This window comes from Altererythrobacter rubellus (genome assembly GCF_030284385.1).
Lineage (GTDB): Bacteria > Pseudomonadota > Alphaproteobacteria > Sphingomonadales > Sphingomonadaceae > Erythrobacter > Erythrobacter rubellus.
Genome location: NZ_CP127221.1, coordinates 1,316,489 through 1,336,312, shown reverse-complemented (window position 1 = coordinate 1,336,312; position 19,824 = coordinate 1,316,489). Strand labels below are relative to the sequence as shown.

Sequence of the window (19,824 nt, the reverse complement as noted above, 5' to 3'; positions counted from 1 at the left end):
CCAGGTGGTCTTGGAAGACTAACATCGTGCTGATGGTTCCAGATTTCGGTGATCTTGCCGAAACTATGAAAGCGATCTGCTATCTCTTTCTGAGTAACAGCGGGCTCGGTCGGCATCGCACCTTTGGTATCCCCGATGTCATGGATAACATATTCATCGGCTACATAGTCTGCGAAGACTTCGGTGTTTTGCTCAAACCATAGGTTCTCGTAGAACTCCCGCGCTAGGCGTTTGTTACGTTCTGTGTTGTCTTCAACTGCCCCTGAGCTTTCTGTTTCTGATGCAACATCAGTGCAGCCAGTCAATTAAATGCATGCCGCTGCAGCGACAATCAATAGCGTCCGCATTCGCTCCTCCTTAGTCGACAAAGCCTAAGACTAGGATTGGAACATGGCAATGTCCGCTTTCCACCCCAAAAGCAGACATTCACGAGCCAACGAAACTGGCCAACGGGAGACGCGGCACGCGCACCTAAGGTTCGATCACGATCCCTTGTGAGGGATCGACCTTGCCGCCGACCATCTCCAGATAGGTCTGACGCGCGGCTTCCAGCCCTGAGTGCTTCTCGATCGTTACACTGTCACCAACATCGGCAAGGAAGCCTTTCCACGCCTTGGCCATCATAGCGCCGGCATCCTGCGGACTGTGCTCCTTGAACAGGGCAACCGCATGGTCAGGTGCAAAGAACAGCGTAGGCGTCGGTCCAGGAAGTCCACCCGCTTCACCCGCTGGCCCGCGGCGCTGCTCGATATGCGTAACACCCACAAGACATGAGTATTTCAGATTCTTTCCGAAGTGTTCGTGAATGTTCGCCAGCACTTTGCCATTCCCGGCGAAATCGACCGACACCGCTGGGCCAAGCGACATCCGCCCGACCTCTTTATAAGCGAACACCTGATCATAGAGACCCGTCGCCTCGACAAAATCGACATTGCCTTCCGATGTCAGTCCAATGCGCTTTATATGCGGCGAATTCTGCTTGGCGACGCTGGCGAGGCCCATCGCGGTCTTGGAAGAGGCGCTGGTCATGATAACCCGGTCTGCCTCGAACCAACCTTCGCTGCGCATGAAATAGTCGATCAGGAAACCGGTTTTGAACAGCGGCCCGAAGATCATACGTTCGCCTTCGCGGGCCAGATCATGTTCGGGATCGGCATTGAGGCGCGAATACTGGTTGTAAATCGGCGGCAGCGGCTGACGATAGTCAGTCATATCCACGAAGCCACTGGCCGAGACTTTGCCGGGCACCACGTCGAGATGCGACGCCATTGGCAGATAGCCATAGACACGCTCACCCACGGCAATTTCATCCGAGTTGCTCTCGATCACTTTGGCGTGACCCCACATGGGTACGATGCCGAAGCCATCCGGCGCAGGGAAAAACTTCCAATAGCCGATTTGCTCGCCCACCACTGCGTAAGTGATATTGTTGGATGTGACCGAGAAGCTTTCGACCTCCAGCCGCACCGCGCCATCTGCAAGCTTGGTCGAGGGCCCTTCGACCAGTGTGGCGGAGTTCAGATCATCGCGGCCTACATGGACTTGAGTCGGCATATTCGGGTCTCCTCTTGAACCCTGCCTAACCTATTCCGGCTCGGTTTCCCAGCGTGTTGGACGGATTGATTCGCGTTGCTGAGTCACGGCCATCCACGCTGACAAATGCGGGCATTGCGCGATCCCGACCTTGCCCTGCGGGGTCAGCTGGACGCCGCGCTAAACGCAGTAGAGGAAGAAATCTGCCAGGTCGAAACTGCCTGTTGCCCAGGCGCCATCCTTTGCGATTTCGGCATCCAGAAATGCCAATGCGCGGGACATATAGGGCAGCGCTTGTTCAATCTTTTCGCGATCCAGCGATCCATCACCGCGCGTGCCGCAGGGTCGCGTGGCTGCAATGCGCCGGAGCTATGAGCGTTGTCGAGATACTGGGTGATGCTGACGCTTTCGATCAGTTCGAGCCCGTCAAATTCCACCACCGGAACCTTGCCGAATGGATGGCGGTTTTGCGGCGAATGCGCGGGAGTGGGGACCGTCTCGTGGCTAAGGCCCGCCTCTTCGCAGGTGATCTGAACGATGCGGGTATAGGTCTAAATGACGGTGCCAAAGATACGGACTTCGGCGGTCACTATTTATTCGCCCGAAGAATCTGCGTTATCGAGTTCGCTCTGCAAGCCCTTAAAGGCATCGCCGAACTCATTCAGTCTTACCGAGAACGCTTCCATCCGGGAAATGCAGTCATCGCTCTCAGCAATGATCTCTGCCAGGCTCGCAAGCTCCAGATGTTCAGCAGCGGCGGTACTGAAATCGATCTCCGACACTACTTCAAAGCGTCCGATAAAATAAGACATAGCCGCAATGACTCCAGCTTGCCGGCTTCCCTCTGACTTACCACCGACCAACGCGAAAAATATTGCGCAGTCGAGGTCCTGTTCGGGGCTGGCATCCTGAATGGGATCTTGAGCGGTGGAAGCTTTCTCAGCATGAAGTGAAGCGGGCAATAGGCCCAAGGCGATCGCAAGAATGATATGTTTCATGCAATCGCCCTAAAGCCCTTGGCCTTAATAAATCACTTTATTCCAATGCTATACCCGCATTGGCATCAGAACATAGAGCGCCGGGCTCTTGTCATCCTTGCGGATCAGCGTTGGCGCGCCGGCATCGGCAAGGTGTAACTCCACCGTGTCGCTGTCGATCTGGCTCAGAATATCCTTCAGGTAATTGGCGTTGAAGCCAATCTCGATCGGGTCCGCGCTGTAATCCGCCGCCAGCTCTTCCGCTGCAGTGCCATTGTCAGGCGAAGTGACGGAAAGAGTGACCTTGTCTGCATCCAGGCTCATCTTGACCGCGCGGGTTTTCTCCGTGGCAATTGTTGCCACACGATCGACGCCTTGGAAAAAGCTTTTTGGATCGACTTTCAGCAGCTTATCATTGCCTGTCGGAATAACACGGCTGTAATCAGGGAAAGTCCCGTCGATCAGTTTGCTGGTCAGAACAACACCGCCTTCACCGCCCAGCGTGAAGCGGATCTTGCTGGCAGACAGATCGATCTGGACGTTACCGTCCATGGATTCTTCCAGCAGTTTGCGCAATTCGGCCACGGCTTTACGAGGCACGATAACGTCAGGCATGCCTTCCGCGCCATCGGGACGAGCAAGCGTGAAGCGCGCAAGACGATGGCCGTCGGTCGCTGCAGCTTTCAGCACAGGTTGATCATCGTCCGTAACATGCAGGAAGATACCGTTGAGATAGTACCGTGTTTCCTCGGTCGAGATGGCAAACCGCGTGCGGTCAATCAACTCGGCCAATAGTTTGGCTGGTAGTTCAAAACTTGTCGGAAGGTCGCCCTCAACAATGACCGGGAAATCATCGCGCGGCAAAGTGGGCAGCTTGAAGCGGCTGCGCCCTGCTCTAACTTCCATGCGATTGTCGGCTGTCTCCAGACTTACCTGGCTGCCCTCGGGCAGTTTGCGTGCGATGTCGAACAGCAAGTGTGCAGATACAGTGATCGCACCGGGCGTTTCCACTGAGGCCGCGGCCATGTTCTCGACCACTTGCAGATCAAGGTCAGTCGCCATCACTTTCAGCGTGCCGCCGTCGCTCGCGTCGATCAGAACATTTGACAGAATGGGGATAGTGTTGCGGCGCTCTACCACCGACTGAACGTGAGAGAGACAACGCAGCAGCGTCGCGCGTTCGATTGTGGCCTTCATCGGTCCTACTCAATCCTTCTAGTGCGCACTGAGGGCCGGAATCGCTCCCCAGCGCCGGAAAACCGTGACTGACCTTAGCGCAAGCAGCAAAGGCGGCAAGTTCATGCGGCTTTGAGCGGCGATTCCTTGGGGAAAAAGGGGAAATTCTGCCCCAATCCCGGACAAATCAACCCAACATCGCCATGCCGCCGTTTACGTGCATGGTCTCGCCGGTGATGTAGCCGGCCTCGCGGCTGGCCAGAAACGCCACTGCAGCGCCGATATCGTCGCCCTCGCCCATGCGTCCCATAGGGATGCGGGCGTTAAGCGCTTCTTTCTGCGCGTCGGGCAATTGATCGGTCATGGCGGTACGGATGAAGCCCGGCGCGATGCAATTGGCGGTAATGCCGCGGCTCGCAACTTCTTGCGCAAAGCTCTTGGTCATACCGACGATGCCCGCCTTGGCAGCGGCATAGTTCATCTGACCCGGGTTACCCGTAACGCCGACCACACTGGTGATCGAGATGATCCGGCCAAAGCGGTTCTTCATCATCGGTCGGGCAGAGGCACGCATCAGGCGGAAGGTCGATTCGAGGTTGATGCGGATCACATCGTCCCATTCCTCATCCTTCATCCGCAATGCGAGATTATCGCGCGTGATACCCGCATTGTTGACGAGAATATCGATCCCACCCAGCGTATCGAGCGTGGCCGGAATCAGTTCTTCGACCTGTGTGGTGTCAGACAGGTTGCAGGTAATCTCCACATGCTCACCATTGTCGTGCTCATATTCGTCGTTGAGTTGATCGCGAAACGCGCGAAGCTTGGCTGCATTTGATCCTGAGATGGCCAGCCGTGCACCTTGGCCAGCCAGCGCCTTGCAAATCGCCGAGCCAATCCCGCCACTTGCGCCGGTAACCAGCGCATTCATGCCATTCAATGAGAACATCAGGCGATCTCCTTCGCAAAATTCTCTATATCTTCCATTGTGATAAGGCTGGAAGTTGAAGCTACCTTGTCTATCCGGCCAACCATCGGCCCAAGCACCTTACCACCCAATTCAACGAAGTGCTCCACCTCGTCATCGCGCATTGCCAGCACGCTTTCACGCCAGCGAACCCGGCCGGTAACCTGTTCCACCAGCAAGCGCTGTTCCTCTGCCGGATCGGTGACCTTCGCCGCCGTCACATTGGCAAAAACCGGTAAGCTGAATGCGCCCGGTGGTGTCGCTGCCAAGGCTTCGGCCATACGGTCAGCTGCAGGCTGCATCAGCGAACAATGGAAGGGTGCGGACACCGGCAACGCAATCCCGCGCTTGATGCCGTGCTCTTTGGTAAGCGCAATCGCGCGGTCAATCGCGCCTCTATGGCCACTGATCACGACCTGAGTTGGGTCGTTGTCATTGGCAACCTCGCAGACTTCCCCGTCAGCGGCAGCTTCAGCCAAGGCAGTAGCTTTATCGATGTCAGCACCAAGCAAGGCCGCCATCGCGCCCACACCAACCGGAACAGCTGCTTGCATCGCCTGCCCGCGCAGTTTCAGCAGCCGCGCAGTGTCAGCCAGCGAGAATGCGCCAACCGCACACAGCGCCGAATATTCGCCCAGCGAATGGCCTGCCACGCAAGAGCCCTTCTCTGCCAGCGACACGCCGAATTCGCGCTCAAGCACACGCAAGGTCGCAATCGCATTGGCCATGATCGCGGGCTGAGCGTTTTCAGTAAGTGTCAGCTGATCTTCGGGGCCGTCGCGCATGATCGCGGAAAGCTTTTGCGACAGCGCTTCATCTACCTCTTCGAAAACCTCACGCGCGGCAACGCTGGCTTCAGTAAGTTCGGCACCCATGCCAACCTTCTGGCTGCCCTGCCCTGGAAAAATGAAAGCTCTCATCAACGTCTCCTCTTGCGGAGCCGGTTAGTCGCCGGTCGGCGGACTCGCAAGGCCAAAGGGCACAATCCGGTTCTCTGCCGTATGGCCAATCTGTGCCCGTCCAAGATAGGGTATTCCGGCTCGCGCGCACCAGAATTTGGTAATATCTTCAGCTTCTTGCCCGAATTCGCGATCATTCTCAGGAACAGCGGTAACGCTGCCCAACCTCAAGCCCGCAATCCGGGGCAGCGCATTGGCGATGTGGAAAAACAGCCGGTCAACCGAATAGAGATGTTCGCTCACTTCCTCGACCATCACGACATGCCCGTCCAGCTTGGGCATCAGTGGTGTCCCGACGATCATCGCAAGCGTGATGAGGTTAAATGCAACTGCGGGAGTTTGCCCATCAAGGCTCGGCTCCAGCCCGCTGCCATCACCCGAGAACCAGCGCAACACGCGCCGCACTGCTTCGCGGCCAGTCTGGCTTCGCGCGCTGACCGGCATCGAGCCGTGGACCGGTTGGCCGATGCCGTGCCGATAGAAGGCTGCGAGCAAATAACCCATGTCGGAAAAGCCGACATAAGTCTTCGCGCGTGCAGCCGCGTTCATTCGGGCAACAGCGGCTTCTGCAATCCGGTTGGAACCATAACCGCCCTTGGCGAACCAGATAGCGTCATATTGCGGGTCATTGGCCAATTCGACCAAGGCTTCGAGCCGCTCGATATCCGTTCCCGCGAAATGCCCGGCGCCCAGAAAGCACTGCTCGTGAAAATGGATCGAATGCTGCGGAAATTCGTCAGCCACCAGCGCTTCGGCCGCTTCGGCATGCTCGCGGGTGATCGCAGTGGCAGGTGCACAGACAGCAATTCTGGTCATCTTGCTACTGTGCCCGCTTGTCTTGCTGCGCACAACTCAATACCGCACCGCGTATGAGTGAATTCCCCACCTATGACGAATTATTGCAGCGTCCCTTTTTCTTTTGCGGGATTGGCGGTTCAGGCATGCTGCCGCTGGCGCAAATCCTGGCCGGGCAAGGCGCGAAAGTGGCAGGCTCTGACCGTTCGCGTGATCAGGGCCGCACGCCTGAGAAATTTGCTGCGCTCGAAGCTCAGGGTTTCAAGCTGTTCTCGCAAGATGGCAGCGGGATCACCTCCAAGGATCAAATCCTCGTCGCTTCCGCCGCAGTGGAAGACACCGTGCCCGAAATGGTGCGGGCGAAAGAGCTTGGCTGCTTGAAGCTGACCCGCGCAGAATTGAACTCTATCCTGTTCAACACCAGCGGTGCGGGGATCGCGATTGCCGGCACCAGCGGCAAATCGACCGTTACCGGCATGCTAGGCTGGATCATGCATGCCGCGGGCCGCGGGCCAACGATCATGAACGGCGCGGTGGTGAAGAACTTCGTCACTGAAGATCACCCGATTGCCAGCGCGGTTGTGGGCGGACGCAGCATTTACGTCAGCGAAGTAGATGAAAGCGACGGTTCGATCGCGCTCTATCGCCCTGCTGTCGGCGTGTTGCTAAACGTCAGCCTCGACCACAAGAGCATGGACGAACTGCGCGTGCTTTTCGCGGAATATCTTCACCGCAGCCGGATCGCCGCAATCAATGCCGACGATGCAGAGGCGCTCGCACTGCTACCGCATGCAAAGGAAGTGATCACCTTCGGAATCGAACAGGAAAAAGCGCAAATCGGCATCGTGCCGGGGAGCATTGCCGATGGCCCGATCCGGCAAGCCGCCGTGGTGGTGGACCGCCACGATGGCAGTGAACACCCTCTGGTCCTGCATATGCCTGGGCGGCACAATCTCTCGAATGCACTCGCCGCGATTGCAGGCGCAGCCTGTGCAGGCGTGCCGGTTGGCGTGGCGGTAGAAGCGCTGGCGAGCTTTGCGGGATTGGCCCGCCGTTTCGATATCATCGGCACTTCGCGCAGTGGCGTGACCGTGATCGACGATTTCGGCCACAATCCGGAGAAATGCGCCGCGACATTGCGCACGCTCAAGTCATCTCCCGGCCGCGTGATCGCATTTTTCCAGCCGCATGGATACGGTCCGCTTCGCCAGATGGGCGCGGAACTGGCCGAGACTTTCGCCCGTGAACTGGACGCCGACGACATCGCGATCATGTGCGATCCGGTCTATTTCGGCGGCACGGTCGACCGCAGCGAAGGCACCGAGCGGATCATCGCGATGATCACAGACGCGGGCGGAACAGCAGAGCACATCGCATCGCGTGAGGAATGCGGCACAAGGATTGCCCAAATCGCTCAACCGGGCGACCGGATCGTGGTGATGGGCGCGCGGGACGACACGCTGACAAGCTTTGCCCGCTCCATCCTGAGCAAAATCGATGATGGAGCAGATTGACGCAGGCGGCTAACCCGCCTGAATGACACCACGCGATTTCTCCCTCGACACGCTGTTCCGCGCCAATGCGCTGCGGCTCGCGAACCGCGAAGTGACAGTGGATGGCTTGCAACGATTGACCTGGGCCGAACTCGACCAGCGGGTAGAGAACCTTGCGCATTGGCTGCTCGCAAAAGGTATTGGAGCGGGCGATCGTGTCGCGCTTCTCCTCACCGATGGTACGCCATTTGTCACCTCTCTGCTCGCTTGCGGGCGGATCGGCGCGATTGCGGTGCTGCTCAACTGGCGGCTCGCCCCGGGCGAGATCGGCTGGATCATGGGCAATGCCGAGCCGAGCCTGACGTTCGCCAATGCGCGCTTCAAGCACCTCCTTGGTGAGAGCGAAGCCGGCGAAGTGGTGCTGGTCGATGAGCAACACTATCCACAAAGCGCGTTCGAAAGCATCGTCGCCAGTGATCAGCCACGCCAGACGCTGCCTCAACTAACGCCCGATCGCCCTCTATACATGATGTATACCAGTGGCACGACGGGGCGGCCCAAGGGGTGCCTGCAAGCCTCCAGCGCGGTCGCAACGTCCGCGCTCGGCATGTGCACCCGCCGCGGCTGGATGCATCGCGAGCGCTTGCTCTCGGTTAACCCACTGTTCCATGTCGTGGGCATGCAACAGATAGCGGCGATGATTGCTTGCGGCGGAGCGATGGTGTTTGCCGGGCGCGATGATGACGCGGCGGCTATGCTCGACCTGCTCCACCGTGAGGATTGCACCACCACCAGCGCCTTCCCGCAAATTCTGTTGCCATGGCGCGCGATGGAGCCGCTGCGCGATGGCGCGATCCCGCTGACGAATTACACCGGCGGCGCTGGCCCGGGCTTTGTCCCGCTCTACGAATTCCTCGGCCAGGAATGGGATTGCGAGGTGGTTGGCGGATATGGCCAGACCGAGATTTGCGGTTTTGCCACCGCCATCGACTATCCCGACATGTGTAATCACCCGCGCTCGATCGGCTGGGCCATGCCGCATGTCGAATTCACAATGCTTGATCCGGATGGCAACCAGCTGCCCCCCGGCGAAGAAGGCGAAATCTGCATGCGCGGGCCAACTGTGATGCTGGGATATTGGCGAAATCCTGATGCGACCGAAGCCGCGCTCGGCCATGGCTGGCTGCGCAGCGGCGATCTGGGCACGATGGACGAGCACGGGCTTGTCTATCTGCTTGGCCGGTCAAAGGAGCTGATCAAGACCGGCGGCGAAAATGTCTATCCAGCCGAAGTCGATGCGGTGTTCCAAGGGATGAATGAAGTCGCCGATGCGGGATGCTGCGGCGTGCCGGACCAACAATGGGGCGAAGCGGTAAAAGCCTTCGTTGTGCTGAAACCCGGAATGGAGCTAACCCGGGAGGAAATTACCACGCGATTCAAGTCACAGATCGCAGGATACAAGCGCCCGCGCTACATCGAGTTTGTTGACCAGTTACCTCGCGACATGTTGGGCAAATTGCAGCGGCTGGAGCTAAGCCAGCGCCCGGTCACGCCCGATCAGGCGGCCTAGGATCGTTGTTGTAAACTAGGACCAGAATTAGCCCTCGCCAGCGAAAAGCAGACATTCAGTTCCCACTGCTTTCCAGTGCCTTCCGCCCTTCCTCTTCGCGGGCAAAGGCGCGTTGGTAGGCGTCGCGCGAGGTTAGCCGGTCACGATAGGCCTTAAGACTATCCGGCACGCCCTCATCCAGCCCGACGCTCTTCGCCAGGATCAGCGCATAGCCACAGCAGATATCCGCCACGGTGAACCGGTCGGCGCACAAATACTCACGCCCATCCAGCCGCTGCTCCAGCTTCACCAATCGTTTCCAGAACCATTTGGCATAGGCCTCGCCCGCTTCGGCCCAGCCCTTGCCCTTTTCGAAGATCGCGAACCGCATATAGACCGTTTGCGGAAAAGTGATCGTGGCATCCGCGTGATAAGTGAAATCGCAATATTGCGCGTAATCGACCTCGCCCGGCGCGATGACCAGGTCACTCGGCCCGTCCTTGCTCGCCAGATAATGCGCGATGGCGCAGCTTTCGGTCATCTGCGCATCACCATCAACCAGCATGGGTACAGTGCCCAACGGATTTATCTCCAGATATTCAGGCGCGAGGTAGCGCGGCGGGAACGGCAAAATTTTCAGGTCGATATCGACGCCTGCTTCTTCCGCAGCCCATGTCGCGCGCAGCCCGCGTGAACGCGCGCATGTGTAAAGTGTTGGCTTGGCGCTCATCAATGGGCCTCCGCATTCTTGCCAAATCCATGACCCATATGCGCGACATTGTGCAGCGCAAAGGCGATGACCGCGCCCAGGATCAACCCGAAAATCGCCGAGACCCCGGCATATGTCAGCCAGCCAAACACTCCGCCCATGGCCCCTGTCATACCGGCAACCGCATGTTCGGCGCCATGCGCCAGATCCGAAAACAAATGGAACCCGATTTCATGCGTGCCATGCAGGATTATTCCCCCGCCAACCCACAGCATGGCGATGGTCCCGACGAAGGACAGCGCGACCAACAACTTGGGCATCGCCTGCAACAAGAAATAACCGAAAGTCAGCGCAAAACCGCTCTTGCGCTGAACCAGTTGCAGCCCGACATCGTCCATCTTCACGATCAACGCGACTGCGCCGTAGACCGCAATCGTGATCGCAATACCCACCAGCGCAAGCGCCGCCGCGCGCACCCAGAAACTTTCACTGATGGTCGCTATCTCGTTCAGTGAAATCGCCATGATTTCAGCTGACAGGATAAGGTCGGTTCGGATTGCGCCGTTGATCCGCTCCTGCTCGAACTTCGCAGGGTCTTTGATCTCATCATCCACGGTCTTCCCGTGTTTTGCTCCGCCCAGCTTCTCCATAACCTTTTCCGCGCCTTCGAAGCACAGATAGCCACCGCCAAGCATCAGCAGAAAGATGATCGCTTGCGGCAAAAACCAGCTCAACGCCAGCGCGCCCGGCAACAAGATCAGGAGCTTGTTCTTCAAGCTACCCTTGGTGATGCTCCAAATGATAGGCAGTTCGCGCTTCGGGCTTAGCCCGGTCACATAACCGGGCGTTACCGCCGCATCATCGATCACAACACCTGCGGCCTTGGTCCCCGCCTTGCTCGCGGCAATGCTTACATCATCGATAGAAGCCGCTGCCGCCCGCGCAATTACCGCGACATCGTCCAGCAAAGCCATTAAACCACCCGGCAAAGCGTATCTCCCTCTTGAATTGCTGCGCCTGCCCTGCCCTTGCTTTGCGCGCATCGCAAGGCTTGCATTCGCGGTCAAAACCGTTATGTGCGCGCATCCCTTGCGTCGGAGTGCCGATATGGGGGTGTTTGTGAAGAAAGCCGGAGGGGCCCTGCGATCCGCGCGGGATTAGCCAACGATCGGCATAAATTGAAAGGAAGCAAGATGGCTCTCTATGAGCATGTCTTTCTCGCGCGTCAGGACCTGAGCCAGGCTCAAGTCGATGCGCTGGCGGCTTCGGCGACCGAAATCGTCGAGCAGAACGAAGGCAAGGTTACCAAAACCGAGACCTGGGGCCTTAAATCCCTCGCCTACAAGATTGACCGCAACCGCAAGGCACACTTTGTGCTGTTGAACATCGATGCCCCGGGCAGCGTTGTTGAAGAGCTGGAGCGCCAAACCCGTATCAACGAAGACGTGATCCGTTATATGACGATCCGCGTTGACGAGCACGAAGAAGGCCCGTCTGTCATGATGCGCAAGAATGACCGCGACCGTAAGCGTCGCTCTGACCGTGAGGAGCGCGACTAATGGCACGTCCTTTCTTCCGTCGCCGCAAATCCTGCCCGTTCGCGGGTGAAGGTGCGCCGAAAATCGATTACAAAGACACTCGCTTGCTGCAGGGCTTCATGTCCGAGCGTGGCAAGATTGTCCCAAGCCGCATCACCGCCGTCAGCGCGAAAAAGCAACGCGAACTCGCCAAGGCGATCAAGCGCGCGCGCCACATCGGCCTGCTGCCGTACATTGTTAAGTAAGAGGAGAAGACGACATGGATATCATTCTCCTCGAACGTATCGAGAAGCTGGGCACGATCGGTGACGTTGTTACCGTGAAAGATGGTTATGCGCGCAACTTCCTGTTGCCGCAGAACAAAGCGCTGCGCGCGAACGAAGCCAATAAGAAGGTCTTCGAAGCGAACCGCGAACGTCTGGAAAAAGAAAACGCTGAAAAGCGCGGCGAAGCTGAAAAGCTGGGCGAAAAAGTTGCAGGCGCAGAAGTTGTTCTGCTGCGTGCATCGTCCAACGCTGGCCAGCTCTACGGTTCAGTCAACGTGCGTGACATGGTCGCTGGCCTGACCGCTCAAGGCCATGAGATAGACAAGAAGCAGGTTATCATGGGCGCACCGATCAAGACGATCGGTATGCACGATGTAACCGTTGCCCTGCACCCAGAGGTTCACGTCATTGTGAAAGCCAATGTGGCGCGCAGTGAAGACGAAGCCGAACTGCAAAGCCAAGGCGTCGATGTTCTCGCGCAGATCTTCGAAGAAGAGCAAAAAGAGATCGAAGAAGCTGCAGCAGATACCCGTATCGACAACGCAGGTCTTGAGCCGGGCGAAATCCCTGCTGACATGCTGGAAGATGCCGCTGTCGAGAATATCGAAGCGGCCGCCGATGCAGAAACCGAAGAGGCAGCGCCTGCTGAAGAAACAAAGGAAGATGAAGCCTGATTGGCTCTAACTTCTTGGCTCAAGGGGGCGCGGCCGAGAGGTCGCGCCTTTTTTGTAAGAAGGACCTGTCCGGCTATGCTGGCCCGTCTTTCCAACGTAAAATAACAACAATATGGATTAACGTATGACCCCAATCCCGCAAATTCTCGAACAATTGCAACACACCTATGACGAAGCCGTTTCGACGCTTCGTGAAGACGTGATCGCTTTCGGACGTGACGGCACAGTGCCACCACAGCGCAAGCGAGAGGATGGCAGCTATGCCTATCCGCAGCTCACATTGCATTATTCGGGAGTTAGCGAGATCAATGATCGCAGCCGCGCATTCGGACGGCTCGAGACGAAGGGAACATATACCACCACAGTCACGCGTCCTGACCTGTTCGCTCCGTTTCTGGCAGAGCAGCTCGAGCTAATCGCCGATGAATATGAGATCGAGGTGGAAGTCGGGAAATCACGGCAGGAGATACCCTTCCCCTATGTGCTGGACGGCGAAGCTGGCGCGGCGATGGTGGGCTTCGCGCCGCAGGATATCGCGCAGCATTTTCCTTCAACCGATCTGTCGCTAATCGGAGACGAGCTGGCGGACGGGATCGAGTTTCACGAAGACGAGGCGATGCCGCTGTCCCTGTTTGACGGGCTGCGGACCGATTACTCGCTTGCGCGGTTGGCACATTACACTGGCACGCGCGTGGAGGATTTCCAGGACTTCATCCTGTTCACTAACTATCACCGCTACGTCGATGAGTTCGTAAACTGGGGCGCGCAGCAAATCTGCACCAAGGATGATGGCAGCGGTTATACCAGTCTGACAGGCGCGGGCGGCCTCAATATCAGCGAGTGCATCGACAATGCGCAGGAGCAACTGAACGACACTGCCTGGCGCAGACACCAGATGCCCGCCTATCACCTCATTCGTGAAGACGGCAAAGGCATTACGCTGGTCAATATCGGCGTGGGACCGTCCAACGCCAAGACAATCTGCGATCACCTGGCTGTGCTGCGCCCTCATGCCTGGATGATGATTGGCCACTGCGGCGGGGTTCGCTCAAGCCAGAAGATCGGCGATTTCGTGCTGGCGCACGCCTATCTGCGTGATGATCACGTGCTGGATAATGTCCTACCTCCCGAAATTCCGATCCCGCCGATTGCCGAAGTACAGCAAGCGCTGGCAGCCGCGGCGGAACAAGTTTCCGGCGTACAAGGTGCCAACATCAAACAACGCATGCGCACCGGCACAGTCGTGACCACAGACGACCGCAATTGGGAGCTGCACTATTCCAGCTCTGCCAAGCGTTTCTCGCAAAGCCGCGCTATTGCGGTAGAGATGGAAAGCGCCACTATTGCCGCCCAGGGCTATCGTTTCCGAGTGCCTTACGGCACGCTGCTATGCGTTTCGGACAAGCCGCTGCATGGTGAAATAAAGCTGCCGGGCCAGGCGAACAAGTTCTACGAGGAAGCGATCGCTGCACACCTCCAGATCGGCTTGGAGGCCTGCAATCACCTGCGCGATGAAGGCGACCGTTTGCATAGCCGCAAGTTGCGCGCGTTCAACGAGCCGCCGTTTAGGTAATTTGGATCAAGCGACAGCGGTTCCTTCGATCTCGATCATGATGTCAGGATCGAAAAGGCGCTCTACACCAAGCAGGGTTGCTGAAATCTGTGCCCCGGCTGCGCCGTGAAGCGCCATGGTCTGTTCGGCCGAGGCCACGAACGCGTCCAAATCAGTGGTGTAGAAGTTGAGGCGCACCAGATTCTGAGGTGTCATCCCGGCCGAATCGAGCGCATCGACCAGATTTTGCCAGGCGAGCTTGTATTGCGCGACGATGTCTCCGGCATGCATCGCATGACCATCTGCATCTGTCGCGGTCTGGCCGCTCAGGTAAAGCGTTCCCGTGGCACCTTGCACTTCGACCGCATGGTTGAGGCCAAAGCCTTGAAGCCATGGTGTTGGATTGTGAACTTTGGACTGCATCTGTTTACCCCTTGCCCTTCGCCAAAAAGCCGCATGTCTTCGCGCCAATCGGGCAAATTGAAAGGGGGTAATCATCAAGCACCAGAACCGGTGCCCGGGCCCGGACATTTGCCGGGCAAGCGATTATCGCGCTTTACGGCAGGCGGAAAAGGGTGAAGATGGTTGCAGGAGAAGACAGCCCCGCAGGATGCATTCGGGAAGACCGGACTTCGCTATCCGTGCAGGTGAGGGAGAATGATCATCGCAGAATTGAGCGCGGCCGCGCCCGCTGAAATGCCGGCACAGGGCCTTCCTGCCTCTGAAGGCTTTGGCACGCCAGGCTATCGGGCTTACGTCTTGAGCGCACTGCTGATCGTCTACATCTTCAATTTCATCGATCGAACGATCGTCAACATACTGACCGAGCCGATCAAGCTGAGTTTCGGTCTGGAAGATTGGCAGATGGGGCTGCTGGGCGGCCCGGCATTCGCGGTGCTTTATACATTCCTGGGATTGCCGATTGCCCGCGTGGCAGAGCGCAAGAACCGGGTGGTTATTATTGCGCTGGCAGTGGCCGTCTGGAGCCTGTTTACGGCGTTGTGCGGGTTTGCCATGTCATTTCTGATGCTGTTTCTGTTTCGCGTAGGAGTGAGCATTGGCGAGGCTGGCTGCACACCACCGGCACAATCGCTGATCGCCGACTATTTCAAACCCTCAAAACGAGCGACCGCGGTCTCGATTTACGCTTTGGGCGTCCCGCTAGGCGGCATGCTCGCATCGGTATTCGGCGGACAAATCGCGGGGATGCAAGGCGCGGACTTTGGCGCATGGATCGCCTCGATCGGCCTAGGCGGTCTGTTCGGCGGCCTTGACTGGTCACAGGTCGAAGGTTGGCGGATCGCCTTTGTTGTTGTTGGCATCCCGGGCCTGCTGCTGTCATTGATCGTCTGGCGCAGTATAAAGGAACCTCCGCGCGGCTACACTGATCCGGCTGCCCTGCAGGGACTGGAAAAGGCGAGCTTCAAGGAAGCGCTTGGCGTGCTGATGAAAAAGCCTGCCTATCGCCATGTGGTGATCGGCGCGACGCTCGCGTCTTTCGTGGGCTATGGCGTAGGGCAGTTTACGACCTCGTTCCTTATCCGGACCCACGAGCTTTCAATCCAGACCGCGTCATTGCTGTTCGGCATCATCTTGGGCTTGATGGCTGCAATCGGTGTTTTCAGCTCTGGTTGGCTCTCGGACAAACTGGCCAAGCGCTATCCCAAGGCATTGTCGTGGATTCCGGCTTTGGGAATGGCCACTTCGGTACCGCTTTATGCGTTTGGTTTCCTGACAGACAACCTGTGGCTCGCGATGCCGCCGCTGATGATCGCGGCAATGATCCATTATTTCTACCTCGGCCCGATGTATGCTGTCTCAGGCGGGGTCGCCGACAGCCGGATGCGCGCGACATCGGTTGCGATCACGCTTTTCGTAGTCAATCTGCTGGGGTATGGCTTGGGACCACCACTAATCGGAGCATTGTCGACGCTACTAAAGACAGCGTTTCTGGATGTGCAGGGTCTGGGCCTGACTCTGGAGGCGTGCAAACCATTGCTTGCCATTGCTTCCGACGTGAGCGTTACAGCAACTGCAGCTCAAGCGAGCGAGATCGCCGCCTGCGCCAGCGCGGATGCGCGCGGGCTACAATGGTCAATCGTGATCTTTATCTGCGGCTATGCCTGGGCGGCTTTGCATTATTTACTGGCTGGACGGACACTGCAGCAGGATATGGTTGCGAATTCAGCCGAGTGAGACCAAGCGCATCTTCCGCTTTTCAGCGCAGCCTGCAAACGCTAGGCCAAGCCTATGACTGACATGACCAGCACCATCTACGTCCTAAACGGGCCGAACCTGAACCTGCTCGGTCTGCGCGAGCCGGATATTTACGGCTCGGATACGCTTGATGACATTGCGGGCATGCTGGAGGATCGCGGGCGCGAACTCGGTTTTGAAATCGACATGCGGCAGACCAATCACGAAGGCATGCTGGTCGATTGGCTGCATGAGGCGCAGGCCGAGGATGCGCGCGCCGTGCTGCTGAATGCAGCGGCCTATACCCATACCTCGATCGCGCTGCTCGATGCGATCAAGGCCATCCGCACGCCAGTTATTGAGGTGCATTTGTCCGATCCCACCATTCGCGAAGAATTCCGGCATATTTCATATGTCGGCAAAGCCGCCGCGAAATGCGTGCAAGGTCACGGGGCAAAGAGCTATCTTATCGCCTTGGAAGCGGTCGCAAACGGAGAAGTTTGACCTGCCAATCGTAGAGGCCAGTTTGCGAAAAGTCGTACACTGCCTCTTGCCAGCCACAATTTGCAAGAATAGTCACGCCTGCAACCAAATATTGAGGGGCAATAATGGCCGAACGTAAATCTGCCGGTGGTCGCAATTCCGGCATGAATATCGATAGCAAGCTTGTTCGCGAGCTTGCCGAACTGCTCAATGAAACCGGGCTTACCGAAATCGAAGTCGAAGATAACGACCGCAAGATCCGCGTTGCACGCGGCGGTGTTGTGGCATCGGCTGCGCCTGCTCAGATGGTCGCAGCGCCAGATCCGACACCCGCAGCGGCACCTTCGGCGGCGGCTCCTGCGGCGGCTCCTGCGGCGGCAGCTGAAGCAGCACCCGCGGACGATCATGGCGATGCGGTCAAGTCGCCCATGGTCGGCACGGCCTATCTCGCGCCCGAGCCGGAAGCGTCAAACTTTGTCGCCGTCGGTGACAGCGTGAAAGAAGGCGACACCCTTCTGATCGTTGAGGCGATGAAAGTGATGAACCCGATCACAGCCGACAAGGCCGGCACTATCAAAGCTATCCTGATCGATAACGGGCAGCCGGTCGAATTTGACCAGCCGCTCGTTGTAATCGGCTGAGGCAGCGCGATGTCAATCAAACGCATACTGATCGCCAATCGCGGCGAAATTGCGCTGCGCATCCACCGCGCGGCGCACGAGATGGGGATAGAAACAGTCGCGGTGCACTCCACTGCCGATGCGGACGCGATGCATGTAAGGCTGGCGGATCACGCCGTGTGTATCGGTCCACCGGCCGCGACGGACAGCTACCTTAATGTTGCAAACATCATTTCGGCGGCCGAAGTGTCGCAATGTGACGCTATCCATCCAGGCTATGGTTTTCTCTCGGAGAATGAGAAATTCGCCGAGATCGTCGAAGCGCATGACATCAAGTGGATCGGCCCCAAGCCTGAACATATCCGCACAATGGGTGACAAGGTCGCGGCCAAGCAAACCGCCGGTGCTCTGGGCTTGCCATTGGTGCCGGGCAGCGATGGCGCGGTTTCCGACTATGATGAAGCCAAGAAGATCGCCAAGGAAATTGGCTATCCGGTGATCATCAAGGCAGCGTCTGGCGGCGGTGGCCGGGGCATGAAGGTCTGCGAAAGCGAAGACACCATCGAAACGCTGATGAAGCAGGCGGGCAGCGAAGCGAAAGCCGCTTTCGGCGATGCGACGGTCTATATTGAAAAGTATCTCGGCAATCCGCGCCACATCGAATTTCAGGTGTTCGGCGATGGCAAAGGCAATGCGATCCACCTGGGTGAGCGCGACTGCTCGCTCCAGCGCCGCCACCAGAAAGTGCTGGAGGAGGCCCCCTCCCCCGTAATCAGCCGTGAAGAGCGGATGCGCATGGGCGAGGTCTGTTCCAAGGCCATGCGCGACATGGGTTATCGCGGCGCAGGCACAATCGAATTCCTATGGGAAGACGGCGAGTTCTACTTCATCGAAATGAACACGCGGCTTCAGGTCGAACATCCGGTGACCGAGGCGATTACCGGCGTTGATCTTGTGCGCGAACAAATCCGCATTGCAGAGGGCAAGCCGCTATCGGTCGCGCAGGAAGACCTCGAGTTCAACGGCCACGCGATCGAATGCCGCATCAATGCCGAAGACCCGTTCACCTTCGCTCCATCACCAGGCAGGGTGACATACTATCACCCGGCTGGCGGCATGCATGTGCGGGTCGATTCTGGGCTCTATGCCGGTTATTCAATCCCGCCTTACTATGACAGCATGATTGCCAAGCTGATCGTCTATGGCCGCAATCGCGAAGGCTGCATCATGCGCCTTCGCCGCGCGCTGGAGGAAATGGTTGTCGAAGGCGTAAAGACCAATATCCCGCTACATCAGGAATTGCTGCATCAGGATGATGTGCTCAGCGGTGACTATTCGATCAAATGGCTCGAAGACTGGCTGGCAAAGCGCGAAGATTGAGCGGCATTTTTCGACAGGTAGATCAGATTACCTTCAGCGTTGGTGGCCCAAAACGATCCTATTCCGGTTGCTTCAACTTGAACCAACACTTCGGAAGGCCTCGCGTGCGACGCAGGGCTTCCGGATACGTTTTTGCTCTTCTTTGACTGGCCCACTCGCTCGTTGAGGCTGAATGCCATACCCTTGCGACCCCTGTTATAGCCCGGGCTTTTACCCTTAGTTCCTCAACTGGCTTTGTTTATGACAGTCGGGTTACAACGAAGGCATGTAGAATTCGTTACTTTTGAGCGGGGCCTGAGTAGCTCCGAGGGCTGTGAGAACTGGGCCTGGAAACTATCTTGTTTCAATGCCTTGAGAAGGCTTACCGCTACAGCGGTACGCCCGGTTCATGCTTCGCGGTTCGGATAGTTAGCGAGGTCTTCACACTTTCCACATTCGGTGCCGGTGTGAGCTTGCTGGTCAGGAATTCCTGAAAGCTCTGCAAATCGCGGCTGACAACCTTCAGGATAAAGTCGATCTCGCCGTTGAGCATATGGACTTCACGAACTTCGGGCAGCTCGCGCATCGCGTCTTCAAACTCCCGCAATGCGCTTTCCGCCTGGCTCTTGAGACTGACCATCGCGAAGACTGTAATCGCAAAGCCTAGCTTGGAGGCGTCCAGATCGGCGTGATAGCCGCGAATGACGCCTTCTTCTTCTAGCCCGCGCACGCGGCGCAGACATGGAGGGGCAGTCAGACCGACACGTTGTGCCAATTCGACGTTTGTTACACGGCCTTCATTCTGCAATTCAGCCAGCAAGCGGCGGTCAATTTCGTCCAGACTGGCCATAAATTACCCTCATATCCCCAGATCGGCTCCGAATCGGACCCAAATGAAACACATGTGCCCTTTAAGCAGGCTCAAAACTAATATTATTGTTCTTGCCAGCAATTGTCCCGCTTTGCAACGCATCGAGA

At 57.6% G+C, this 19,824-nt stretch carries 20 protein-coding genes and 1 pseudogene; 10 read left to right on the top strand and 11 right to left on the bottom strand.

Annotated elements, in window-relative coordinates; genetic code table 11:
• Window positions 1-471 precede the first annotated feature (471 nt).
• From QQX03_RS06800 to QQX03_RS06775, 7 genes and pseudogenes are all read right to left on the bottom strand, one after another.
• A complete protein-coding gene (locus QQX03_RS06800) occupies window positions 472-1,554 on the bottom strand; it encodes a DUF2855 family protein (protein WP_285975008.1) in 1,083 nt (360 codons plus the stop codon).
• A gap of 359 nt (window positions 1,555-1,913) precedes the next feature.
• Window positions 1,914-2,072: pseudogene (locus QQX03_RS11565) on the bottom strand (glutathione S-transferase N-terminal domain-containing protein); the annotation flags it as partial.
• A 54-nt stretch (window positions 2,073-2,126) separates the two neighbouring features.
• Window positions 2,127-2,531: a hypothetical protein gene (locus QQX03_RS06795; RefSeq protein WP_285975007.1), complete on the bottom strand. Its 405-nt coding sequence runs from the start codon at window positions 2,529-2,531 to the stop codon at window positions 2,127-2,129.
• 48 nt (window positions 2,532-2,579) lie between these two features.
• Entirely contained in the window at window positions 2,580-3,707 is a 1,128-nt protein-coding gene (dnaN, locus tag QQX03_RS06790; RefSeq protein WP_285975006.1) for a DNA polymerase III subunit beta, read from the bottom strand.
• Window positions 3,708-3,873: 166 nt separating this feature from the next.
• Window positions 3,874-4,635: a 3-oxoacyl-[acyl-carrier-protein] reductase gene (gene fabG, locus QQX03_RS06785; protein WP_285975005.1), complete on the bottom strand. Its 762-nt coding sequence runs from the start codon at window positions 4,633-4,635 to the stop codon at window positions 3,874-3,876.
• On the bottom strand, window positions 4,635-5,573 hold the full coding sequence (gene fabD / locus QQX03_RS06780) for an ACP S-malonyltransferase (RefSeq protein ID WP_285975004.1): 939 nt from the start codon (window positions 5,571-5,573) through the stop codon (window positions 4,635-4,637). Before fabD ends, fabG begins: the two co-directional genes overlap by 1 nt.
• 24 nt (window positions 5,574-5,597) lie before the next feature.
• Window positions 5,598-6,428 carry an LD-carboxypeptidase gene (locus tag QQX03_RS06775; protein ID WP_285975003.1) on the bottom strand — a complete coding sequence of 277 codons (831 nt, stop codon included), beginning with the start codon at window positions 6,426-6,428 and terminating at the stop codon, window positions 5,598-5,600.
• Window positions 6,429-6,481: 53 nt separating this feature from the next.
• Between QQX03_RS06775 and QQX03_RS06770 the strand changes: the two genes are divergently transcribed.
• Entirely contained in the window at window positions 6,482-7,921 is a 1,440-nt protein-coding gene (locus QQX03_RS06770; RefSeq protein WP_285975002.1) for a glutamate ligase domain-containing protein, read from the top strand.
• A gap of 22 nt (window positions 7,922-7,943) precedes the next feature.
• Window positions 7,944-9,470 (top strand): class I adenylate-forming enzyme family protein, encoded by a 1,527-nt coding sequence (locus tag QQX03_RS06765; protein ID WP_285975001.1) that lies wholly within the window; start codon window positions 7,944-7,946, stop codon window positions 9,468-9,470.
• A 55-nt stretch (window positions 9,471-9,525) separates the two neighbouring features.
• Here QQX03_RS06765 and QQX03_RS06760 read toward each other — a convergent pair whose 3' ends face one another.
• On the bottom strand, window positions 9,526-10,179 hold the full coding sequence (locus QQX03_RS06760) for a glutathione S-transferase family protein (RefSeq protein ID WP_285975000.1): 654 nt from the start codon (window positions 10,177-10,179) through the stop codon (window positions 9,526-9,528).
• Window positions 10,179-11,147: a DUF808 domain-containing protein gene (locus QQX03_RS06755; protein ID WP_285974999.1), complete on the bottom strand. Its 969-nt coding sequence runs from the start codon at window positions 11,145-11,147 to the stop codon at window positions 10,179-10,181. Before QQX03_RS06755 ends, QQX03_RS06760 begins: the two co-directional genes overlap by 1 nt.
• Before the next feature lie 204 nt (window positions 11,148-11,351).
• On the opposite strand from QQX03_RS06755, the gene rpsF reads away from it, so the two are divergent.
• The 4 genes from rpsF (at window position 11,352) to QQX03_RS06735 (ending at window position 14,209) form a co-directional block, all read left to right on the top strand.
• Entirely contained in the window at window positions 11,352-11,717 is a 366-nt protein-coding gene (rpsF, locus tag QQX03_RS06750; RefSeq protein ID WP_285974998.1) for a 30S ribosomal protein S6, read from the top strand.
• Entirely contained in the window at window positions 11,717-11,941 is a 225-nt protein-coding gene (gene rpsR, locus QQX03_RS06745) for a 30S ribosomal protein S18 (protein ID WP_285974997.1), read from the top strand. The genes rpsF and rpsR overlap by 1 nt, the downstream gene beginning before the upstream one ends.
• A 14-nt stretch (window positions 11,942-11,955) precedes the next feature.
• On the top strand, window positions 11,956-12,636 hold the full coding sequence (gene rplI, locus QQX03_RS06740) for a 50S ribosomal protein L9 (protein WP_285974996.1): 681 nt from the start codon (window positions 11,956-11,958) through the stop codon (window positions 12,634-12,636).
• 124 nt (window positions 12,637-12,760) lie between these two features.
• Window positions 12,761-14,209 (top strand): AMP nucleosidase, encoded by a 1,449-nt coding sequence (locus tag QQX03_RS06735; protein WP_285974995.1) that lies wholly within the window; start codon window positions 12,761-12,763, stop codon window positions 14,207-14,209.
• A gap of 6 nt (window positions 14,210-14,215) precedes the next feature.
• Here the strand turns inward: QQX03_RS06735 and QQX03_RS06730 are convergent, their stop codons facing one another.
• Entirely contained in the window at window positions 14,216-14,611 is a 396-nt protein-coding gene (locus QQX03_RS06730) for a RidA family protein (RefSeq protein WP_285974994.1), read from the bottom strand.
• Window positions 14,612-14,845: 234 nt separating this feature from the next.
• On the opposite strand from QQX03_RS06730, the gene QQX03_RS06725 reads away from it, so the two are divergent.
• From QQX03_RS06725 to accC, 4 genes are all read left to right on the top strand, one after another.
• Window positions 14,846-16,384: a spinster family MFS transporter gene (locus tag QQX03_RS06725; RefSeq protein ID WP_285974993.1), complete on the top strand. Its 1,539-nt coding sequence runs from the start codon at window positions 14,846-14,848 to the stop codon at window positions 16,382-16,384.
• Between the two features lie 63 nt (window positions 16,385-16,447).
• Complete coding sequence (locus QQX03_RS06720) at window positions 16,448-16,888, top strand: type II 3-dehydroquinate dehydratase (RefSeq protein WP_285976976.1); 441 nt, start codon at window positions 16,448-16,450, stop codon at window positions 16,886-16,888.
• Window positions 16,889-16,992: 104 nt separating this feature from the next.
• Window positions 16,993-17,508: an acetyl-CoA carboxylase biotin carboxyl carrier protein gene (gene accB / locus QQX03_RS06715; protein WP_285974992.1), complete on the top strand. Its 516-nt coding sequence runs from the start codon at window positions 16,993-16,995 to the stop codon at window positions 17,506-17,508.
• Between the two features lie 9 nt (window positions 17,509-17,517).
• Complete coding sequence (gene accC, locus QQX03_RS06710) at window positions 17,518-18,867, top strand: acetyl-CoA carboxylase biotin carboxylase subunit (protein WP_285974991.1); 1,350 nt, start codon at window positions 17,518-17,520, stop codon at window positions 18,865-18,867.
• Between the two features lie 367 nt (window positions 18,868-19,234).
• Here the strand turns inward: accC and QQX03_RS06705 are convergent, their stop codons facing one another.
• Window positions 19,235-19,696, bottom strand: coding sequence for an Lrp/AsnC family transcriptional regulator (locus QQX03_RS06705; RefSeq protein WP_285974990.1), 462 nt, complete (start codon window positions 19,694-19,696; stop codon window positions 19,235-19,237).
• Window positions 19,697-19,824 lie beyond the last annotated feature (128 nt).

What these genes read in the sequence shown, in the direction of transcription:
- QQX03_RS06725 (WP_285974993.1), top strand. Translation starts at nt 14,846, where the DNA reads ATGATCATCGCAGAATTGAGCGCGGCCGCGCCCGCTGAAATGCCGGCA.
- fabG (WP_285975005.1), bottom strand. Translation starts at nt 4,635, where the DNA reads ATGTTCTCATTGAATGGCATGAATGCGCTGGTTACCGGCGCAAGTGGC.
- fabD (WP_285975004.1), bottom strand. Translation starts at nt 5,573, where the DNA reads ATGAGAGCTTTCATTTTTCCAGGGCAGGGCAGCCAGAAGGTTGGCATG.
- QQX03_RS06705 (WP_285974990.1), bottom strand. Translation starts at nt 19,696, where the DNA reads ATGGCCAGTCTGGACGAAATTGACCGCCGCTTGCTGGCTGAATTGCAG.
- rpsR (WP_285974997.1), top strand. Translation starts at nt 11,717, where the DNA reads ATGGCACGTCCTTTCTTCCGTCGCCGCAAATCCTGCCCGTTCGCGGGT.
- QQX03_RS06735 (WP_285974995.1), top strand. Translation starts at nt 12,761, where the DNA reads ATGACCCCAATCCCGCAAATTCTCGAACAATTGCAACACACCTATGAC.
- QQX03_RS06795 (WP_285975007.1), bottom strand. Translation starts at nt 2,531, where the DNA reads ATGAAACATATCATTCTTGCGATCGCCTTGGGCCTATTGCCCGCTTCA.
- dnaN (WP_285975006.1), bottom strand. Translation starts at nt 3,707, where the DNA reads ATGAAGGCCACAATCGAACGCGCGACGCTGCTGCGTTGTCTCTCTCAC.
- accC (WP_285974991.1), top strand. Translation starts at nt 17,518, where the DNA reads ATGTCAATCAAACGCATACTGATCGCCAATCGCGGCGAAATTGCGCTG.
- QQX03_RS06760 (WP_285975000.1), bottom strand. Translation starts at nt 10,179, where the DNA reads ATGAGCGCCAAGCCAACACTTTACACATGCGCGCGTTCACGCGGGCTG.
- QQX03_RS06775 (WP_285975003.1), bottom strand. Translation starts at nt 6,428, where the DNA reads ATGACCAGAATTGCTGTCTGTGCACCTGCCACTGCGATCACCCGCGAG.
- accB (WP_285974992.1), top strand. Translation starts at nt 16,993, where the DNA reads ATGGCCGAACGTAAATCTGCCGGTGGTCGCAATTCCGGCATGAATATC.
- rpsF (WP_285974998.1), top strand. Translation starts at nt 11,352, where the DNA reads ATGGCTCTCTATGAGCATGTCTTTCTCGCGCGTCAGGACCTGAGCCAG.
- QQX03_RS06730 (WP_285974994.1), bottom strand. Translation starts at nt 14,611, where the DNA reads ATGCAGTCCAAAGTTCACAATCCAACACCATGGCTTCAAGGCTTTGGC.
- QQX03_RS06765 (WP_285975001.1), top strand. Translation starts at nt 7,944, where the DNA reads ATGACACCACGCGATTTCTCCCTCGACACGCTGTTCCGCGCCAATGCG.
- QQX03_RS06720 (WP_285976976.1), top strand. Translation starts at nt 16,448, where the DNA reads ATGACCAGCACCATCTACGTCCTAAACGGGCCGAACCTGAACCTGCTC.
- QQX03_RS06800 (WP_285975008.1), bottom strand. Translation starts at nt 1,554, where the DNA reads ATGCCGACTCAAGTCCATGTAGGCCGCGATGATCTGAACTCCGCCACA.
- rplI (WP_285974996.1), top strand. Translation starts at nt 11,956, where the DNA reads ATGGATATCATTCTCCTCGAACGTATCGAGAAGCTGGGCACGATCGGT.
- QQX03_RS06770 (WP_285975002.1), top strand. Translation starts at nt 6,482, where the DNA reads ATGAGTGAATTCCCCACCTATGACGAATTATTGCAGCGTCCCTTTTTC.